The following is an 18,303-nucleotide window of genomic DNA, read 5'->3' as shown; positions in this document are numbered from 1 at the left end:
AGATCGTTGACATTGTCATCGAATTATTTTTCACTGAGACAAGGCATCAAAAAGGCCCGGCCGGCACGGCCCACAGCGGGAGGACCAGCATGACGATCACCCAGCGGGATCGCGATCTCGGCACGGCCTATGCGATGAAACCGGCGCATACCCGCACCGAGCTCACCTCGGTCGTGCGCGGCACGCCGATGGGCGAGCTGCTCCGTCGCTACTGGCACCCAGTCGGGCTCACCGGCGATGCCACAGACACGCCGAAAAAGGTGCGCGCGCTCGGGGAAGATCTTGTCCTCTTCCGTGACAAGCACGGGCGCGCCGGCCTGCTGCACGCCCGCTGCTGCCACCGCGGCACCACGCTCTACTATGGCAAGGTCGAGGAGGACGGCATCCGCTGCTGCTATCACGGCTGGAAGTTCGACACCGAGGGGCACTGCCTGGAGCAGCCCTGCGAGCCCGAGGGCGGCCAGTTCAAGGACAAGGTGCGCCAGCCCTGGTACCCGGTCGAGGAGCGCTACGGATTGATCTTTGCCTATATGGGCCCGGCCGAGAAACGCCCGGTGCTGCCGGCTTACGAATGCCTGGAAAACATGGACGATGGCGAGCTGGTCGAGGCCGACGATTCCTCGATCGGCGGCGGCGGCCCCGCCATCATCCCCTGCAACTGGCTCCAGCATTTCGAGAACGTGGTCGATCCCTATCACGTGCCGGTGCTGCACGGCTCGTTCTCGGGCCCGCAATTCACCAACATGATGGCCTCGATCCCGGAGGTGAAGTTCGAGAAATCGCCGCGCGGCGTCCTCGTGCGTTCGGAGCGCAGGCAGGACGACGGCAAGGTGTTCTATCGCGTCAGCGAGGCCGCACTGCCGACGCTGCGCGTGGTGCCGAACCCGCGCGTTGCGCAATTTGCCCGCGTCGAGTCGCTCGGCTGGGTGCTTCCGATCGACGATACGTCCTTCCGCATCTATGTCGCCGGCCGCGTCAAGACTCCCGGCGACATCGGCCGCATGCGCTCGAAATTCAACGGCAAGTTCTGGTGGGACATGACCGAGCAAGAGCACCAGCAATTCCCGGGCGACTACGAAGCCCAGGTCGGTCAGGGCGAGGTGACCGTCCACTCCGAGGAGCATTTCGGCCAGAGCGACCGCGGCATCCTGTTGATCCGGCGCATGCTGAGCGACCAGCTCGACGCACTCGCCGCAGGCCGCGACCCGATCGGCGTGTCCTTCGATGCAAGCGCGCCGCCGGTCGAATTCGAAGCGGGGAATTACATCCGCGACGCCTAGAGTTTTGATGCGTTTTCCTTACGCGAACCGGTGTCCACTTCGCTCGAAAACGCTCCAAAGCAGCCAGCTCCGATCAGGGCTGGACCGACAACGACAACAAAGACAGATTGGGGGAAGCGATGGTCGATGTGACGTCACAAGTGTCGGTGCAAACGGCCGCCGCGGCAAAGCCCTCGGCGCGGCGCTATTACGTGCTCGGGCTGCTCACCATCATCTACGCGCTGAACTTCCTCGACCGCACGATCTTCAACGTGCTGATCGAGCCGATCAAGAAGGAGTTCCAGCTCAGCGACACCATGATGGGCCTGCTCGCAGGCTTCGGCTTCGCGCTGTTCTATTCCCTGCTCGGCATCCCCATCGCGCGCGTCGCCGACCGGCTCAACCGGCGCAACATCGTTGCCGTCGCATTCGCGTTCTGGAGCGCGATGACGGCGCTGTGCGGCGCGGCCACCAGCGTGACCTCGCTGGCGCTGGCACGCATCGGCGTCGGCATCGGCGAGTCCGCAGGCTCTCCCGCCTCGCAATCCATCGTCGCCGATCTCTTTGCCAAGAACGAGCGCCCGCGCGCGCTCGGCATCTACGCCATCGGCACCTATCTCGGCGTCTTCCTCGGCTATTTCGTCGGCGGCTACGTCAACCAGCACTATGGCTGGCGGATGGCGTTCTATGTCGCCGGCCTTCCCGGCATCCTGCTCGCACTGGTGCTGTGGCTCACGATCTCCGAGCCGAAGCGCGGCGCGATGCAGGAGAGCTTTGTGCCCGAGCCGCTCGGGCCGACGCTGCGCTTCCTGGCCTCGCAGCAGAGCTTCATCATCGTGCTGATCGGCTTCTGCCTGACCACCTACACCAACTATGCGACCGCGGCCTGGATCCCGCCGTTCCTCGCGCGCGTACATCATCTGTCGAGCGCCGAGATCGGCACCTATGCCGGCACCTTCAAGGGGCTCGCCGGCATGGCCGGCACCCTGCTCGGCGGCTTCGTGGTGGCGCAGGTGAGCCGCCGCGACGACCGCTGGAAGCTGTGGGCGCCCGCGATCACCTCCGGCCTTGCCGGCCCCGTGTTCGCGCTGTGCATGCTGACGCAGGATTTCGCGATGATGGTGGCCATGCTGGCGCTGACCTCGTTCCTGGTCGGCTTCCATCTCGGACCGATCTTCGCGATCGCGCAGACCGTGGCCAAGCCGAGCATGCGGGCGCTGGCCTCCGCACTCATCGCGCTGACTGCGACCTGTTTCGGCCAAGGCGTCGGCCCGCTCGCGGTCGGCATGGTTAACGACGCGCTGAAGGGCAGCTATGGCACGGACGCCGTGCGCTATTCCCTGCTCTCGGCGGCGGTCACCACCACGCTGGGCGCTCTGCTGTTCGTCTGGGCCGCCCGCTCGATCCGCAACGACATCGGCCGGGCCGCCGCCTGAGGCCGGCCCGCACATCCGCCGCCCGGCGAAACCAGCCGGGCGACCAGATGAAACCATTTTACGGAACCCGCGAAACCATCCGGAAACAGATGGTCCTTAAGACAGAGCCATAGACGGCGGCAAAGCCCGTCGGGAGGCTCAGATGAACCACTCAATTCACTCTGCTGATCGTGCGACCCACCTCAAGATCGTGGTGGTGGCGCTGGTGGCCGGCATTGCGGTGGCCGGCTTCGGAATCGCGGCCCGCACCAATGCCGATTACGGCCAGACAGCCCAGGCCACCCACGTGATCAAGGCCGGCAAGCCGGTGGCGGTCACGAGCGCCGGAACGTCCGAGATTCGCTGACTCCGGCCCCATCCGGGCAAACCCAGTGGCCGCCTCCGGGCGGCCTTTTCGTTTTCCAGAGCAATACTTAACTGAGGCGCCCCGGCGAAGCGCAACATCCTTGACTTCACCAAGCCCCGCCTTTAAGTCCCCCCTCGTTCCGCGCGCGTTCAGCGAGCCACGCGGGAGTAGCTCAGTTGGTTAGAGCGCCGGCCTGTCACGCCGGAGGTCGCGGGTTCGAGCCCCGTCTCTCGCGCCATTTATCAATGGCTTAGCACCCCTCCCAGACCCTATTTCGACCCCGCGCATGTCGCAATTCGACTGCTGCGCCCTCATCCTTCTCTCCCCCTCTGCCCTGGGAACGCGCCCAGTCGGCCGATCTTGCTTTCCCGACTGCCGATTCGCGTGAAATCGGGTGCACGAGGCCGGGGCGCGCCCGAGGGCTCCGGTTCCAGCCAGAGCCGCTGCTGGTTCCGCGGGGCACAGACGGCTGTCAAAAGCCGCCAATTGCCTATCTCGGCTTGGCATCCTCGATGTGGGCGAGGATGCGCTTTGCGTCGGCGCTGCCGGCCTGCGCGGCCTTCGCCAGGAGCCGCCTTGCCCCGGGGATGTCCTTGCGGCCGCCGATGCCGTTGGCATTGCATCGGGCAAGATTGACCATCGCCTCCGGCGCTCCCATGGCGGCGCTCTTTTCGTAGAAGGCGCGCGCCTGTTTCAGGTTCTGCTTGATGCCCAGTCCCTTCTCGGCGAGCTCCCCCATCCTGTTGATGGCGATCGCATCGCCGAGATCGGCGGCGCGCTGGTAGAGGGCATAGGCTTTCGCGGGATCGCTGTCCGCCCCTATCCCACGTTCCTGCTGCACGCCGAGACCGACGATCGCCGGCGCAACCTTCTTCTCGGCTGCCATCTCGTAGTAGAAGCGCGCCCGCGCGGCATCCTTTTCCACGCCGGTGCCGCTGTCGTACATCCGGCCGATCTCATAGATCGCGCGCGCATTGCCGAGTTCGGATGCCGTCTTGTAGCTCGCCATGGCCCCGGCGTAGTCGCGCGCGGCAAACAGCGAGCGCCCGAGCTGATACTGCAATCGATCGGCACCCGGCGACTGCTTGACCGCGTCCGTGCAGGCCGCAACCGCGTCCTTCGCGTCGTCGCGCGCGCCGCCCTGGTCAACGGTGCCCTTCCTTGCATCCTCCAGCGCGGCGGCGAGGTCGTCGCAGCGCCGCGCCACGGCGGGATCGGCCGGCACGATGGCGGCCTGCTTGACGGGATTGAGGTAGATCCTGTCCTTCGAGAGCTGGCCGTACATGTACGGCGTCTGCTTCTGCCGTGTCGTCTCCCGCACGTCGTCGCGGACGTGACGAAACACGAAATTGATCTCGAGGTCGGCCTGCGGGAGATATTTCAGCAGCGCCGCAGCGAACGGGCTGTTGCGGCCCTCGCCCTCCTCCGCGATCCGGCCCGGCTCGGTCGGAAAGAACACCAGCGTATTGCGGAGCGGAGCGCCTCCTGCCGAGGCGCCGAGATCGCCGCCACTGCTGCGGCCGTCGGGCTTGCTCGGGAACGGATTGTCCCGCATGGCGTCCAGTATCACCAGCCCGAGCGTGCGCGCGCGGGCGGCTTCGGCGATCGCTGCCGGCAGAGGAATCGTCTCCGCACGGAACGACGGCGGCGCGGCGAGCTGCGCATCGACCGGGATCAAATAGCCGCCGATGCCGGCGGCTGCGCTGTATCCGGCAAAATAGAAGACCGCGATGTCGGCCCTGGCCGCCCTTTCGCTGAAAGAGCGAAGCCCCGTCCGCAGCTCCGCGATGGTCACGTCCTTCCGCAGGTCGACATCGAAACCGAGGCCGGCAAGAGCGGCCGCGATGTCCTCGGCGTCGTTGACGGGCGCAGCGAGCTGCGGCGCATGCCTGTAGCTGGAATTGCCAATGACGAGGGCGACGCGGCCGTCGGCGGCTTCGGCGTCCGCACCAAGGATCAGCCCGATGGCGACGACAGCGAACAGGACCAGCGATCGCAAGGCGAGGTCGCGTCCCTTAATGGAGTGCTGAATGGGAATGACGCGCTATCCAGTCCCGATAGGTGAGGAATTCCAGGCCGAGCAGGACATAATCGACCTGGAGATATCCATCCATTCCCCGCGAGACCGCGGCAGGCACAAGCTGCGCGACCTCTTGCGCCATCACGCCGACATAGAACGTGCCATCGCCCCTGTAGCGATAGCGGTAGAGACGAAGGCCGTTGCCGGTGTCGGCGAGCGCGGTGATGTCCTCCTTGAGGCGAACATCGGAGGGAATTGGGACGCGGCTTGCGGCATTCGAGGCGGCCGAGGACGCCGCCTTGCTGGCCGCGCTTGACGCTGCGCCCGATGCCGACCTGCTCGCAGCGCTTGAAGCGGCCCACGAGGCCGCTCTGCTGGCTGCGTGCGACGCAGACGCGCTTGCAGCTCTCGACGCCGCGTTGGCCGCGGCATTGCTGGCCGCGGCCGAAACGCTGGCGCTGACGGCATTGCTGACCACGTTGCCAACCACGTTGCTGACGACACCGCTCACCACGTTGCCGACATTCTGATGCACGCGCGCGACGACGCGCCGATACTCGCGATTGCGAACCTTCTCTTCTTCAGAGCGGGTGTAGGCCGAGACCAACAGGCCGCGCTTGCGCGCCTCGGTCACGGCATTGATCATGCATCCCTTGGGATTGCCCTTGGACCGGCAGAGCTGGAACTGAAGCTGCACGTAGTCGGGGTATGTCTTGACGGACCTGGCGCAGGCTCCGGCATCGCCATCGAAGCAGGAGTTCACGTCGCTGTCCTGGCTTGTGCGCAACATCCAGTCGGTGGAATTGACCGGCCGCAGCGCAAGGTCGCTTCCGGGCGGCAAGCGGTTGTGGCGCAGGCTCGGATAACGTTCGGCAAACCGGCCGACCACGCCCTGATCGCGCGATTCCTTCAGCACGTCCCAGGCCTTCTCGACCGATTCCGAATTGCCGGCCGTCGTGTCGGCCGAAGCGAGCTGGTAGCTCGCCGGCGGCGGGCCGGGCATGTCCACCTGCCCCCCGGACGGGCCGGACCTCGCCGATTTCTCGAGCGAGGCCAGTGTGACGCGCGCGCTCTCGACGTGCTCGCCATAGGGATAGAGATCGAGATAGGCGCGGTAGGCTGCGAGAGACTTCTGCCGTTCGACGATCGTCCAGGCGTTCTCTTCCGCCGTTTTCAATTGCGCGATGCGGTCGTTGATCTCGGCGGTGTACAGACCGGCCGGAAACTGCACGGCGAACCGACGCAGTGTCGCGATCTCGTTGGTCGAGCGGACGAACTCCCAGGCGACCCGCTCTGCATCCGCTCCGCCATCGCTCATTGCAACGGCGGCATCGCCGTTGAGATAGATGTCTGCCTTCGGAAGCGTACCGTAGATCGCGGGCTCCTGCGTCCCTGTCTCCTTCCAGACATCGTCATGAACGATCCGGAACAGATAGTTGATCTCCAGCTGCGGCGTCTCGACGTGGCGCAGCAGCGAGCCGGAGTAAGGGCTGTTGCGTCCGGCACCGTCGCTGGCGGTGGTGCCGGCGGCGGCAGCGAAGGCAACCAGCACATTGTCGCTGACCTCGACGGGCGCCAGCCCACGCATGTCCGTGGCGATCGGTGCCGGCGGGCCCGATGCACGGGACGGCCGCTCGGCCGATCCCTTCGCCGGAGTGGATCGCGAGACGAGCGACCGCCCCGCAGCAGCGACGTTGGTCGCCTTGAACGGGTCGTTGCGGCAGGCGTCAAGGACCACGAGGCCGATGACCTTCGGCATCACCGAGATGTCGATCAGTGTCTCCAGATTGATCGCCTCGGCATAGACATCGATCTCGGATTTGATCGCGGCGTCGACGGGAATCAGCCAATTCTTTCCATCGATCTCGACGCCGTGGCCGGCGAAGAAGATCACCGCCTTTTCGGCCGACTTCGCAGCGTTGCCAAAGTCGATCAGGGCCTGCCGGAAGCGATTGTAGTCGAGGTCGACGAGGTGCTTGACGCTGTACCCGAGACGTTCCAGCGCGTTGGCCATGTCGGCTGCGTCGTTGGCGGGATTGGCCAGCTTCGGCACCATGCGATAGTCGCTGTTGCCCACCACCAGCGCAATCCTCTCCCCAGCCGAGGCTGGCGCCGCAACGAGGAATGACAGCGCAACCAGGCCCAGAAAGATCAGACGCCGCACAAGAGCCAGGGATTTGGAGACCTCACGCCGTTTTCCACAAGCATTGATTCCAGGGCAATAGAGCTCAAACATCCAGAAAATCTCGGAAATCGGAAAATATCGATTGCGGCGCCGAGCCAAGGTCGAGCGCCTGTTTTACATTGAAATCAGGGGGATGACGACATCAAACGGCGGTCTCCCACCGACCTGTGAACCGATACCGGCTTCGCACCGACGAATCCGCCGGCGCCTCGCGCACGGTGAAACCGTTCGTGCAGGACCCGGGTTGATGGTGCAGCCGGCACGAGCCCAGACGAAATACCTTGGAGATTTACAGATGATGCACATGCCCCGGGCTTTCCGCCTGCCCCTCGCAGCCTTCGGACTGCTGATGGCGTTGTCCGGCGCGGCCCGCTGCGATGATCCGGCCGAAGCGTCGCGGGAATCGATCATTCAGGGCGTGCGCGACGACGTGCGACGGCAGATCAAGCAAAGAGAGGCCGAGCAACGCGCCTCGAAGACCAAATCAAGCGTTCGCGCTCGTCACCTCTCGAAGGCCGACAAATCGCGGCAAGCCAACCGATCGAGAGAGTGATGCGCGCAGCGATGCTGCACGGTGCCAAATTACGAAAGGCGGTTCGTCCAGTTTGGATAGGGCGATCTAACCAAGTGGGTGTGTTCTTTTTGCACTACCAGCGCCCCGATGATGGGTTAATAGTCCTGCCGTTTATTTCATTTCTTTCTCGGGGGCGAGGATGCAGTTCTCCAAGCTGTTCAAGGGCCTGTTGGCTGCTGCGGCTCTCGCGGTCGTCATGGTGCAACCAGCAGTCGCGCAGACGAATTCCAACATCCCGCGGGAAGTCGTCAACAACGTCGTCCAGAACATCATCCAGAACGTTCGTGATCAGATTCAGCAACGCAAGATCGTCTCTCGAACTGGCGTGATGCGCTTCAGCGGCGAGACCTCGGACTTTAACGGCCGCGATCCCTTCGCTTCGAACGGCATCAGTGATCCCTTCAGCGCGCTGGCCTACGCCAAAGCTCCCTACACCAAGGCTCCGGCGCTGGCGGCGCCGCCCGTGGCGACCTGGCTGTATGGCGCCAACCTGGTCGGGAGCGGCGACAAGGGCACGACGCTCGGAACTGAAACCAGCGTCGCAACGGTGACCGGCGCGTTCGACGTGACCAAGATCGGCATCTTCACTGCAACCGACGCGTTGACCTTCATCGGTACGGGCTCCCAGACGTGGTCGCATGCCTTCACTGGCGGCACTGCCTTTGGGGGGCCCTTCGTGTTTGATGGCTCGATTCCATCGACCTCCGGTACCCTGTCCTACATCAATGGCGGCTTCTCGGCCGACTTCACCGCACTCGCAAGCTGGACCCGCAGCACGACCAATTTGGCCATCGTGGGCGGGATCCCCGACGCCAGCAGCGCGGCCTACACGCTCAACGGTCAGTACCGCTTCGACTTCCCCTACACGGTCTGGATCGAGCCGACTGCCGGCGTGACCTACACGGAAGCCTACACGGCCAATTTCGGCACCAAGACCGGCGAAACGACCGAAGTTCACGGCGGCGCTCGCGCTGGTTTCGAGACGAAGTGGATCGGCTTCACGATCCAGCCGACGGTGGCGGGGCAGGTCTTCAAGATCGTCGACATGAGCGGGTTCGGCGCGGGTAGCGTCGATGGTGCCTATGGCGGCCGCGGTTCAGGCAAGATCACGGTGCTGTGGACGCCGCAGTTCTCGTCCTTTATCGAAATCCATGCCAGCGGGACGACGCTCCCGAAAACAGGGCTTGCGCTCGGCACCAGTGGGACCCAAGTCGTGGGTACGCAGGCGGGGCTTCGCTACACCTGGTAAGGCCCCCCCGGGAGACATCAGGAGACCCGATGCCCGCCGCTCAAGCGGGCATTTTTTTATGCGTACTGACGCGCATTCCGTGGGACGGATCGTCCAGCGCCTCTTGTTTGGCCCGAAAGTCGACGGGCTTCGTCAGACGTCGCGCATCCTCCCTACTGGAACCATGGCGTAGTCAGTCGGACACCGAATCGTCTAGGCCTGCGGGAACCTGCAGGTTGGGGAGCCCTTTGAGGCATTCCCGAGACAATCGAGGAGGCCAGACATGGCCAAGAAGGCAGCCGCTCCAGCGACCATCACCCTCAAGCATCTCGCCGCCGACATCGCGGAGAGCCAGGACCTGTCGAAGAAGCACGCCGAAGCCGTTCTCACCGACATGGTCGAACTGATCACCAGGCACCTCAAGAAAGGCGACCGCGTCCGGATCGTGGGGCTCGGCATTCTCCAGGTCCGCAAGCGCGCCGCGCGCACCGGCCGCAACCCCGCGACCGGAGAGCCGATCCACATCAAGGCCAGCAAGAAAGTCGCCTTCCGCCCGGTCAAGGAGCTCAAGGAAGCGATCTGAAGCTGCGCATCATGCCAATGCGGCCCCCGGAATGACGCTTTTCTGGTATATCGCTTGCCTCCCCTGACCCGGCGGTTTGACCAGAAATGTCCTCCCTCATTTTTTCGCATACCGTGACCGAGCGCTTCCTGCGCTATGTCACCATCGACACCCAGTCCGATCCGGAATCTCCGGCTTCACCTTCAACCGAGAAGCAGAAGGATCTCGGCCGCGTGCTCGCCGCCGAGCTGAAGGCCATGGGCGTCGCCGATGCCCATCTCGACGACTACGGCTATGTCTACGCAACGATCCCGGCCAACACCGACAAGAAGGTGCCGGTGATCTGCTTCTGCTCGCACATGGACACCTCGCCCGATTGCTCGGGCAAGGACGTCAAGCCGCAGGTCGTGAAGAACTATCGCGGCGGTGACATCACGCTGCCGGGCGACACCAGCCAAGTGATCCGCTTCGCCGAGCACCCCGCGCTGAAGAATCAGATCGGCAACGACATCATCACCACCGACGGCACCACGCTGCTGGGGGCCGACAACAAGGCCGGCGTCGCCGAGATCATGGATGCCGCGCATTTCTTCATCACCAATCCCGAGGTGAAGCACGGCACCATCAAGATCCTGTTCACGCCGGACGAAGAGATCGGCCGCGGCGTCGACAATGTCGATCTGAAGAAGCTCGGCGCCGATTTCGGCTACACCATGGACGGCGAGAGCGCAGGCTCCGTCGAGGACGAGACCTTCTCGGCCGACGGCGCCACCATCACCATCAACGGCGTCAGCGCCCATCCCGGCTATGCCAAGGGCAAGATGGAGCATGCGATCAAGATCGCGGCCGCCATCGTCGAGCGTCTGCCGAAGGAAGGCTGCTCGCCAGAGACGACGTCAGGCAAGCAGGGCTTTCTGCATCCGATCGGCATCGACGGCGCGCTGGAGCAGGCGACGCTGTCCTTCATCGTCCGCGACTTCACCGAGGAAGGGCTGAAGGAGAAGGAAGTCCTGCTCGAGAACATCGTCAAGGACGTGATGAAGGACTATCCGCGCTCGACCTACACCTTCGAGGTGAAGGAGCAGTACCGCAACATGAAGCAGGTGATCGACCGTCACCCGCACATCCTCGAATACGCCATCGAGGCGATCCGCCGTGCCGGCCTGCGCCCGATGCGCACCGCGATCCGCGGTGGCACCGACGGCTCGCGCCTGTCCTTCATGGGCCTGCCCTGCCCCAACATCTTTGCCGGCGAGCACGCCTTTCATTCGCGGCTGGAATGGGTCAGCCGGCAGGACATGGAGAAGGCGGTGCAGACCATCGTTCACCTCGCCATGATCTGGGAGGAACGGGCCTAAAGCGCGCTTCATCGCGCTTCAGGTTATTGTTTGAGCATGATCTTTTCGGAAGACCGCTGCGCACTTTTCCGGATCATGTTTTGGCGCGTCTAATAATTGAACATGCCGAAATGGCCGGGCTAGCGCCCGGCCAATTACGGCACCGGCATCGCGCGCGGGCTGCGATGGAAGCGGTTGGAGCTCGCCATCCAGTTCGGCAGCGGTTCTCCGTCACGGTGCCGCCCGCCGGCGACGGCCGCAGCCCAGGCCACTGCCGCCCCGATCAGCGTCGCGGCCGCGACCGAGAACGCGACGATGATCGCGTTGCGCCGCGCGCGGTTGATGGCCGTCTTGGAGTCTGCGATCAGCGCGTCGACCCGTCGTTCCGCGTCGGGTGCCGCGAGCCCCGTGAGCGCGGCCACCTGCTGCACGAGGTAGGTCCGGTCATCAGTGCTGACACCGCTGTGGCTCGATGACGTCATCAGGATGCGACCCGCTTCGGCACGGGCTTCCCGCATATCGGTGTTCGGCGGGCGCCGCGGCGCGCGGAACAGCTTGTCGAGCTCATAGCTCAACAGGGGTTCGGCCACGGAGGTATTGCTGGCCGAGCTGCGCATCGGCGAACGGTCGATCGCAGCCGCGCCGATGATCGCCAGCAATGCCGCGCCGATCAGCACGGCCAGAGCCCAGGACGTCAGTCCGTGAAGCCCGTCCCGCCGCTCGGCATCGTCCTCGATCGTTGCGAGCGCGGGCGCCGGATGCGCGGTGCGGCCGGCGATATAACCGCCGAAGCCGAAGCTGATGATCGCCTGGATGATCAGAAAGAGCCCGGAAAGCAGCGCCAGTGCCGCCGAGGCATCGCGCCAGCTCGGCGAGGCCGAACTGACACCAAGGCCGATGGCAACGCTGAAGCTGACCAAGATGAACGACATCGCCCCGGCGGCGAACGCCCCCGCGAGCACCGAACTCCATTGGATCGTCTGGCGATCTTCGACGGCCGCGATGCTGCCCTCCATGACGTCGTCCTGCACGAGAGTTTGGATAGCCATTGCCGTTCTCTCAGCGCAGGCCGAAAAACGACAGGATCGCCATGATCACGACGATCAAGCCGATGAGATAGATCAGTCCGTCCATAGTCCCATCCTCCTCAAACAGTTCTGCTCGCTAATCGGGAGGAATGACGAACGTTCCTATTCGGCATCCGCCGGAAACGAACCGGCGAGATGCGGGTTGTCTGCTCAAGTCCCAAGGATGAAAATTGTGAGCACAAGAGGCCCCAGCCGGTCAGCACCGGCCGGGCCTTTCCGCGTTTGCGGCCGCCTTGCTCACCCCTTGCCTGTCCTATGTTAACGACGCCGCGGGCGGGATCATCAAAGATGCGATCGGGGCGGAACCTCCGGATCGGGAGCGCCGCGTGGATCGCAGAACAGCCTGCCTGCATCAGGCAAATGCATTCCGGGAGAAGGCCATCGCCGATCCCGAGCACCACGACGAATGGATCGATGAAGCCATCAGATGGCTGGAGCGCGCGATGGAAGCGGGCTGCCATGCCGTCGTCACGGTCGAACCGAGCGAGCTCTGCGCGATCTCCCCGCCGGCAACCGAACGAACGTCGTCGCGGTAACGGGACGCTCCTCCCGCGCTGGTTAACATGGGATTGCCAGCGCCCTCCGTCGCACATGGCGCGCCAACCAATGGCCAAGTCGTGATGTCGGGCCGGTTTACAGGTTCCGCCGCGCCGTGCGACAGTGGGGCATGCACCTGTATCGGTTCGCCAACACTGTGGTGATGCTGCTCGTAGCGGTCGGGCTTCTGCTCGCGCCGCTGGCGACGCCGGCGTCCGCCATGGCGGTATCGGGTGCAGGAGGCGGCATGCCCGCAATGTCCGACGACATGCAGAGCATGTCCGAAGACATGCCCTGCTGCCCGGATGAGACCAAGAGCAAGACCTGCGACTCCTGTCCGTTCGTCGCCTTGTGCATGCTGAGCCTCTCGCTCTCCGCTCCGTCCGGAGCGAGCTCCCTGATCGTGCGCCACCCGCGCCGGGATGCGCTCGTGTTGCGAGATGATCTCCTCCGCGACGGTCTCGCCGCGAAGCCACCGGACCACCCTCCTCGAACCAACGTCTGATCGGCGCCGAGGCGCCCTAGCGATGACGCGCGGCCTGTCGGGCTGTGCGTACCGACGCTTGCCGCCGTGCTGCAAGTCGACACGGCGATCCCCGTCAGACCAATCGAGGAATTAGAAATCATGAGAACGTCCTACCTCGCGCGCGCCGTCATGGCCGCGCTGATCGGTTCCGCCATCGCGGGCACGGCCCATGCCGAGATCAAGAACTACGAGTTCCAGCTGGTTCAGCCGACCATCAAGACCGGCGCCGATCGCATCGTGACCGTGCGGCTGGTCGACAAGACCAGCGGCAAGGCGATACCAGACGCGGTGATCTTCGCCAGCCGGCTCGATATGGCGCCGGACGGCATGCAGGAGATGGTGACCAAGGTCACGCCGATGCCGGGCACCGAGCCCGGCACCTACCGCTTCAAGGCGAATTTCAGCATGGCCGGACGCTGGCAGCTCTCGCTCGGCGCCAAGGTGCAGGGCGAGACCGGCACGGTCGAAAACAAGCTCGTCGTCACGGCCGAGAAATGACCCGCCTTGCCACCATCGGCACTGCCGCTGCGATCCTCGCGGCGGCTGGTGTCGCGCTGGTTGCCGGCCGCGCGATGCAGCCTCAGCCAAGTCCAGGTTTGCTCGCCCTCGCCGCGCATGCAGCGGACACGGGCCCACCAATCTATTTCCGGGATCCGGACGGCAAGCCGTTCTATTCGCTCACCCCGAAGAAGACCGCCGACGGCCGCGACTATCGCGCCGTGCGCGCGGGCGAGGACATCAGCTTCGACGAGCCCGGCGAAGCGCCCGGCGCCATGACGGCGGACGCCAAGGGCGATCACAAGGGCGATCGCAAGATCAAGTATTACCGCAACCCAATGGGCCTGCCGGACACCTCGCCGGTGCCGAAGAAGGACTCCATGGGGATGGACTACATCCCCGTCTATGACGGCGAGGACAGCGACGACGGTTCGATAAAGCTCTCTCCTGGCAAGATTCAGCGCAGCGGCGTCAAATCCGAGCCGGTCGAATTGCGCCGGATCAGAACGCTGGTGCGCGCGCCCGGCACGATCCAGCTCGACGAACGCCGAGTCTCGGTGGTCGCGATGCGCGCCGACAGTTTTGTGCAGAAGGTCGCTGACGTCACCACCGGCAGTCGCGTGACGAAGGGCCAGCCGCTGATGGAGATCTACAGCCCTGCGGTCGCTTCCGCAGCCGCCGAATACCTCGCGACGATCACCTCGAAGACGACGGCAGGCATCGAGCCCTATGGCCGCGGCTCCCGGCAGCGCCTCGTCAATCTCGACGTCCCCGAACCCGTCATCGCCGAAATGGAGAAGAGCCATGCGCTGCCGATCACGGTGCAGTGGTCCTCGCCACGCGACGGCATCGTGCTCCAGCGCAACGCGATCGAGGGCATGCGCGCCCAGCCGGGCGACGTGCTGTTCCGTATCGCCGATGTCTCACTGGTCTGGGCGACGATCGATGTGGCCGAGCGCGATCTTGGCAACGTCGCTGTCGGCCAGCCCGTGACGGTGCGGGCCCGCAGCTATCCCGGTCGCGACTTCAAGGGCCGGATCAGCGTGATCTATCCGCAGGTGAACAAGGAAACGCGCACGGCTCGGGTGCGAATTGAGCTGGCGAATGCCGACCTCGCTTTGCTTCCGGACATGTATGTCGATGCCGAGATCGACACCGGCACGCCGACTCCGGTGCTGAGCGTCGCCGAGAGCGCGCTGCTCGACACCGGCAGCCGGCAGGCCGTGCTGCTCGACAAGGGCCAGGGCCGTTTCGAGCCGCGCGAGGTCAAGCCCGGACGGCGCGGCGACGGCTATGTCGAAATCCGCGACGGCCTCGCCGAGGGCGACGCCGTCGTCACCTCCGCCAACTTCCTGATCGACGCCGAGAGCAATCTGAAGGCGGCGCTGAAAGGCTTTGCCGAAGCCGGCGAACCGCAAGACGGCGACAAGGCGATGGGAGCAAAACCATGATCGCGCGCATCATCGCATGGTCGGCGCGCAACCTGCTCCTGGTGCTGTTCGGCACCGGCTTTGCCGCCGCCGCAGGCCTCTATGCCCTCGTGCATCTGCCGCTGGACGCCATCCCCGATCTCTCCGACACCCAGGTCATCATCTACACCGAATATCAGGGACAGGCGCCGCAGGTGATCGAGGACCAGGTCACCTATCCCCTCACCACGGCGATGCTGACCGTGCCGAAATCGAAGGTGGTGCGCGGGTTCTCGTTCTTCGGCGTCTCCTTCGTCTACGTCATCTTCGAGGATGGCACCGACATCTACTGGGCGCGCTCGCGCGTGCTCGAATTCCTCAACGGCGCGGCATCGCGGCTGCCGGCCGGCGTGACGCCGACGATCGGCCCGGACGCCACCGGCGTCGGCTGGGTCTACCAATACGCCGTGATGTCGAAAGAGCTGAATCTCGCGGAGACCAGGACGATCCAGGACTGGAACCTGAAATTCGCGCTGGCCAAGGCGGAAGGCGTCGCGGAGGTCGCGAGCGTCGGCGGCTTCGTCAAGCAGTACAATGTCATCCTCGATCCGCAGCGCATGCGCGACCTCGGCATCACCATGCAGAAGATGCGCGAAGCCATCCGCGCCAGCAATGCCGATGTCGGCGGTCGCACCGTCGAACTCTCCGAATTCGAATATGTCATCCGCGGCAAGGGCTATCTGAAGAGCGTCGACGATCTCGGCAACATCGTGCTGAAGACCGACAACGGCACACCGGTCAAGCTGCGCGACGTCGCCCGCGTCGAGCTCGGCCCCGACGAGCGGCGCGGCATCGCCGAGCTCAACGGCGAGGGCGAGGTCGCAAGCGGCATCGTGCTCCAGCGTTTCGGCATGAACGCGCTCGACGTGATCGAGAACGTCAAGAAGCGCTTCAGGGAGATTGCGACCAGCCTGCCTAAATCGGTCGAGATCGTTCCGGTCTACGACCGGTCGAACCTGATCTACGCCGCGATCGACACGCTGAGACACACGCTGGTGGAGGAGAGCATCGTCGTCGCCCTCGTCTGCATCGTGTTCCTGCTGCATGTGCGCAGCGCGCTGGTCGCGATCCTGATGCTTCCCGTCGGGGTCCTGATGGCCTTTGGCGCCATGAAGCTGCTCGGGATCGGCTCCAACATCATGAGTCTCGGCGGCATCGCGATCGCCATCGGCGCCATGATCGACGCCGCGATCGTCATGATCGAGAACGCCCACAAGCATCTCGAGCGCGCCGAGCCCGGCAAGCCACGCGTTGCGATCCTAATCGAGGCGGCTTCTGAGGTGGGACCCGCGCTGTTTTTCAGCCTGTTGATTATCACCGTCTCATTCATGCCGATCTTCACGCTGGAGTCGCAGGAGGGGCGACTGTTCAGTCCGCTCGCCTTCACCAAGACCTTCGCGATGGCGGCGGCGGCGCTGCTGTCGGTGACCCTGGTGCCGGCGCTGATGGTGATCTTCGTTCGCGGCAGGATCATCCCGGAGCACAAGAATCCGATCAACCGCTTCCTGATCTGGATCTATCGCCCGGTGATCTCAGGCGTGCTGCGCGCCAAGATTCCGGTGATCCTGCTCGCGCTCGGCATACTCGCCGCCTCGATCTGGCCGGCGCGACAACTCGGCACCGAGTTCATGCCGAACCTCAACGAAGGCACCCTCCTCTACATGCCGACGACGCTGCCCGGCATCTCCGTGACCAAGGCGGCCGAGCTGATGCAGACCCAGGACCGCATCATCCGTTCGTTTCCCGAGGTCGCCTCGGTCTACGGCAAGGCCGGCCGCGCCGCGACCGCGACCGACCCCGCGCCGTCGGAGATGTTCGAGACCATCGTCAACCTGAAGCCGAAGGCGGAGTGGCGCGCGGGCGTGACGGTCGACAGCCTGATCGCCGAGATGGACAAGGCGTTGCAGTTTCCCGGCGTCTCCAACGCCTGGACCATGCCGATCAAGGCGCGCATCGACATGCTCTCGACCGGCATCCGCACGCCCGTCGGCGTCAAGGTGATCGGCACCGATCTCGCCGGCATCGACAAGCTTGCGCGGCAGGTCGAGCAGGTGCTCAAGGCCGTGCCCGGCACCTCCTCGGCCTATGCCGAGCGCGGCCTCGGCGGCTACTATCTCGAGATCACGCCGAACCGCGAGGCGCTGGCCCGCTACGGCATCGTGATGCAGGATGTGCAGGACACGATCGCGACCGCGCTCGGCGGCCAGACCGTGACCACGACGGTAGAGGGACGTCAGCGCTTCACGGTCAACATGCGCTACCCGCGCGACCTGCGCGACAATCCGAAGGCCATCAGCAGCGACATCCTGGTGCCGATGCCGGGCGGCGGCGCCGTTCCGCTCGGCGAGGTCGCAACCGTGACGCCGGCGCGCGGGCCGACCTCGATCCGAACCGAGAACGGCCAGCTCGCCACCTACATCTATGTCGACATCCGCGACCGCGACCTCGGCGGCTACGTCGCTGACGCCCAGCACGCCGTGCAGGCGAGCATCCAGTTCCCGCCCGGCTATTACGTGGTCTGGAGCGGGCAGTACGAATATCTCGAACGTGCCACCGCGCGGCTCAAGATCGTGGTGCCGGTGACGCTGCTGATCATCTTCCTGCTGCTCTATGTCAACTTCCGCTCGGTCACCGAGACCATGATCGTCATGCTCTCGCTGCCCTTCGCCCTCGTCGGCGGCCTCTGGCTGATGTGGTGGCTCGGATTCAACCTGTCGGTCGCGGTCGCCGTCGGCTTCATCGCGCTGGCGGGCGTGGCGGCCGAAACCGGCGTGGTGATGCTGATCTATCTCAATCATGCCCTGGCGGAGACCAAGGCGCGCTGTGAGCTCGCGGGCCGCGCGCTCACACGAGCGGACCTCTACGCGGCCATCATGGAAGGCGCCGTCGAGCGCGTCCGCCCCAAGATGATGACCGTGGTCGCGATCATGGCCGGCCTGTTGCCGATCATGTGGAGCACTGGCACCGGCTCGGAGATCATGCAGCGCATCGCCGTGCCCATGATCGGCGGCATGATCTCCTCGACTTTGCTGACGCTGATCGTGATCCCCGCGATTTTCGCCCTGGTGAAAGGGATTGGGCTGGGCACGGCCGGAGATGCAGTCATACCCGCCCACGTGGCGGAGGCCGCCGAATGAATTTGTGGCTTTCTCCATGGTGCGAGCTGGTCGCAGTCGCGCGAAAACGTGCGGCTGCGACGTTGAGTTCCCCACACGTAACATTGTTGCGGGTCGACACT

At 64.8% G+C, this 18,303-nt stretch carries 15 protein-coding genes and 1 tRNA gene; 13 read left to right on the top strand and 3 right to left on the bottom strand.

Annotation, left to right across the window (positions count from 1 at the left end; translation table 11 throughout):
• The first annotated feature begins 89 nt into the window (after positions 1-89).
• The 4 genes from GPL20_RS15995 (at position 90) to GPL20_RS15980 (ending at position 3,279) form a co-directional block, all read left to right on the top strand.
• Entirely contained in the window at positions 90-1,280 is a 1,191-nt protein-coding gene (locus GPL20_RS15995; RefSeq protein WP_157330412.1) for an aromatic ring-hydroxylating dioxygenase subunit alpha, read from the top strand.
• 119 nt (positions 1,281-1,399) lie between these two features.
• The gene (locus tag GPL20_RS15990) at positions 1,400-2,695 is read left to right on the top strand and encodes a spinster family MFS transporter (RefSeq protein ID WP_157330411.1); all 1,296 of its coding nucleotides are present in this window, start codon (positions 1,400-1,402) and stop codon (positions 2,693-2,695) included.
• Between the two features lie 142 nt (positions 2,696-2,837).
• Positions 2,838-3,041: a hypothetical protein gene (locus tag GPL20_RS15985; RefSeq protein WP_157330410.1), complete on the top strand. Its 204-nt coding sequence runs from the start codon at positions 2,838-2,840 to the stop codon at positions 3,039-3,041.
• A gap of 161 nt (positions 3,042-3,202) precedes the next feature.
• Positions 3,203-3,279, top strand: a tRNA-Asp gene (locus GPL20_RS15980).
• Between the two features lie 252 nt (positions 3,280-3,531).
• Here GPL20_RS15980 and GPL20_RS15975 read toward each other — a convergent pair.
• Both GPL20_RS15975 and GPL20_RS15970 read right to left on the bottom strand, forming a co-directional pair.
• Complete coding sequence (locus GPL20_RS15975; RefSeq protein ID WP_157330409.1) at positions 3,532-5,040, bottom strand: caspase family protein; 1,509 nt, start codon at positions 5,038-5,040, stop codon at positions 3,532-3,534.
• Between the two features lie 16 nt (positions 5,041-5,056).
• Entirely contained in the window at positions 5,057-7,141 is a 2,085-nt protein-coding gene (locus tag GPL20_RS15970) for a caspase family protein (protein WP_167533051.1), read from the bottom strand.
• Between the two features lie 400 nt (positions 7,142-7,541).
• Here GPL20_RS15970 and GPL20_RS15965 point away from each other — a divergent pair, with 400 nt between their 5' ends.
• The 4 genes from GPL20_RS15965 to pepT all read left to right on the top strand — a co-directional run bounded on the left by GPL20_RS15965 (position 7,542) and on the right by pepT (position 10,968).
• A complete protein-coding gene (locus GPL20_RS15965; RefSeq protein ID WP_157330407.1) occupies positions 7,542-7,799 on the top strand; it encodes a hypothetical protein in 258 nt (85 codons plus the stop codon).
• Positions 7,800-7,959: 160 nt separating this feature from the next.
• On the top strand, positions 7,960-9,069 hold the full coding sequence (locus tag GPL20_RS15960) for a hypothetical protein (protein WP_157330406.1): 1,110 nt from the start codon (positions 7,960-7,962) through the stop codon (positions 9,067-9,069).
• 262 nt (positions 9,070-9,331) lie between these two features.
• Complete coding sequence (locus GPL20_RS15955) at positions 9,332-9,631, top strand: HU family DNA-binding protein (RefSeq protein ID WP_157330405.1); 300 nt, start codon at positions 9,332-9,334, stop codon at positions 9,629-9,631.
• An 86-nt stretch (positions 9,632-9,717) separates the two neighbouring features.
• Positions 9,718-10,968: a peptidase T gene (gene pepT / locus GPL20_RS15950; RefSeq protein ID WP_157330404.1), complete on the top strand. Its 1,251-nt coding sequence runs from the start codon at positions 9,718-9,720 to the stop codon at positions 10,966-10,968.
• A 134-nt stretch (positions 10,969-11,102) separates the two neighbouring features.
• Here pepT and GPL20_RS15945 read toward each other — a convergent pair whose 3' ends face one another.
• Positions 11,103-11,996 (bottom strand): hypothetical protein, encoded by an 894-nt coding sequence (locus GPL20_RS15945; RefSeq protein WP_157330403.1) that lies wholly within the window; start codon positions 11,994-11,996, stop codon positions 11,103-11,105.
• Positions 11,997-12,361: 365 nt separating this feature from the next.
• Here GPL20_RS15945 and GPL20_RS15940 point away from each other — a divergent pair, with 365 nt between their 5' ends.
• The 5 genes from GPL20_RS15940 (at position 12,362) to GPL20_RS15920 (ending at position 18,202) form a co-directional block, all read left to right on the top strand.
• The gene (locus GPL20_RS15940; protein WP_254126176.1) at positions 12,362-12,571 is read left to right on the top strand and encodes a hypothetical protein; all 210 of its coding nucleotides are present in this window, start codon (positions 12,362-12,364) and stop codon (positions 12,569-12,571) included.
• A 131-nt stretch (positions 12,572-12,702) separates the two neighbouring features.
• Positions 12,703-13,077 (top strand): hypothetical protein, encoded by a 375-nt coding sequence (locus GPL20_RS15935; protein WP_157330402.1) that lies wholly within the window; start codon positions 12,703-12,705, stop codon positions 13,075-13,077.
• Positions 13,078-13,197: 120 nt separating this feature from the next.
• Positions 13,198-13,596: a FixH family protein gene (locus GPL20_RS15930; RefSeq protein ID WP_157330401.1), complete on the top strand. Its 399-nt coding sequence runs from the start codon at positions 13,198-13,200 to the stop codon at positions 13,594-13,596.
• Entirely contained in the window at positions 13,593-15,047 is a 1,455-nt protein-coding gene (locus GPL20_RS15925; RefSeq protein WP_157330400.1) for an efflux RND transporter periplasmic adaptor subunit, read from the top strand. Before GPL20_RS15930 ends, GPL20_RS15925 begins: the two co-directional genes overlap by 4 nt.
• Positions 15,044-18,202, top strand: coding sequence for an efflux RND transporter permease subunit (locus tag GPL20_RS15920; protein WP_157330399.1), 3,159 nt, complete (start codon positions 15,044-15,046; stop codon positions 18,200-18,202). The genes GPL20_RS15925 and GPL20_RS15920 overlap by 4 nt, the downstream gene beginning before the upstream one ends.
• The last annotated feature ends 101 nt before the right edge of the window (positions 18,203-18,303 follow it).

The organism is Bradyrhizobium cajani (genome assembly GCF_009759665.1).
Taxonomy (GTDB): domain Bacteria; phylum Pseudomonadota; class Alphaproteobacteria; order Rhizobiales; family Xanthobacteraceae; genus Bradyrhizobium; species Bradyrhizobium cajani.
This window is presented reverse-complemented; position numbering and strand designations above follow the sequence as displayed.